At 51.4% G+C, this 521-nt stretch carries 1 protein-coding gene; it reads right to left on the minus strand.

Going from position 1 to position 521, the window contains the following annotated elements:
- A partial coding sequence (locus A3754_RS08155; RefSeq protein WP_156496917.1) for a transposase occupies positions 1 to 521 on the minus strand: 521 nt, incomplete at both ends.

The following is a 521-nucleotide window of genomic DNA, read 5'->3' on the forward strand; positions in this document are numbered from 1 at the left end:
CTCGCGGGAGCACATCCGATAACGCTGCGGATTGCGCCATGAGAATGCGTATCAGGTTATACGCCAGCAGATATACCCACATCTCTTTCTCGGCCATCTCCGGTGTTTTGCACGTCAACGTTTCCATGCCCAAGGTGGTTTTGATATTCCGAATATCCAACTCCACATGCCAGCGGCTTCGATACAAGGCTTTCAGTGCTTCCCGTGGAACTTGCGTTGCATCATTCAGGGTAGTAATCAGGACTTTGCTCTCTAGCGCGACCTCCCGTATGACAATTTCAGCGGGGAGATTTCTGAAGTGTTCCGCAGACATCCAGCCTGGGCGCTGTACTGGCTTTTTGATTCGGATCAGATGATCTTTGCTCCCCAGATGCTTTCCTCGACGAAAATCTGTTGTCCGTTTCCTGCCGCCGTTTTGCTGGAAAACCACATCAATACCACGTTCAAGACATTCCGCCAGAACGTAGTAGCTGCCATACAGCGCATCACCCAGCAGAATATCGCCCTGTTCAAGGTCGGAC

This window comes from Alcanivorax sp. HI0083 (genome assembly GCF_001635175.1).